This window comes from Corynebacterium glyciniphilum AJ 3170, assembly GCF_007673095.1.
Lineage (GTDB): Bacteria > Actinomycetota > Actinomycetes > Mycobacteriales > Mycobacteriaceae > Corynebacterium.
In genome coordinates this window covers 1-220 of the sequence record NZ_VDYZ01000424.1, presented here as the reverse complement: position 1 = coordinate 220, position 220 = coordinate 1, and the positions used below count along the sequence as shown (strand labels likewise).

The following is a 220-nucleotide window of genomic DNA, read 5'->3' as shown; positions in this document are numbered from 1 at the left end:
TATGCGTCAGGTGGTGTGCACGGTCAACGGGCAGATCCGTCCGATGCGGGTGCGTGACCGCTCGGTCGAGTCGGTCACCGCGACCGCGGAGAAGGCCGATCCGGCTGTGGCCGGGCAGGTGTCCGCACCGTTCGCCGGTGTGGTCACCGTGAACGCTGCGGTGGGTGACACCGTGGCCGCCGGGGATGCGGTCGCGGTGATCGAGGCGATGAAGATGGAG

1 protein-coding gene is annotated in these 220 nt (G+C 69.1%); it reads left to right on the top strand.

What is annotated here, in order from left to right:
* A partial coding sequence (locus FS507_RS17380) for a biotin/lipoyl-containing protein (RefSeq protein WP_145943847.1) occupies positions 1 to 220 on the top strand: 220 nt, incomplete at both ends.